The organism is Cohnella sp. GbtcB17, from assembly GCF_019091135.1.
Taxonomy (GTDB): domain Bacteria; phylum Bacillota; class Bacilli; order Paenibacillales; family Paenibacillaceae; genus Cohnella.
The window spans coordinates 1-253 of the sequence record NZ_JAGXJW010000347.1 but is presented as its reverse complement, the minus strand read 5'-3'; the positions used below and the strand labels follow the sequence as shown (position 1 = coordinate 253).

General features: G+C 57.7%; 1 protein-coding gene. It reads left to right on the top strand.

Going from position 1 to position 253, the window contains the following annotated elements:
• Positions 1–253 (top strand): type 2 periplasmic-binding domain-containing protein (locus KVT38_RS33910; protein WP_217598105.1); only part of this gene is annotated, 253 nt, incomplete at both ends.

Sequence of the window (253 nt, the reverse complement as noted above, 5' to 3'; positions counted from 1 at the left end):
ATTGCGCAGATTATCTATACGACGAAGGGCAGTCCCGCGCCGGGCTGCTATTTCGGTTCCTTCGTCGTGTCCGGTCAATTCCGCCAAGCCTATCCGGACCTCACCCAGCGGGTGGTCAACAACTTCGTCCAGGCGTCCTATTTCGCCTCCGATGAAAAGAACCGTGATGCGCTCTTCGATATCTGGGCTCTGACCGGTCCGCCGCGATCGACCTTCGAGAAGGATTATGACGGTGAGCGGTTGAAGGATCGCC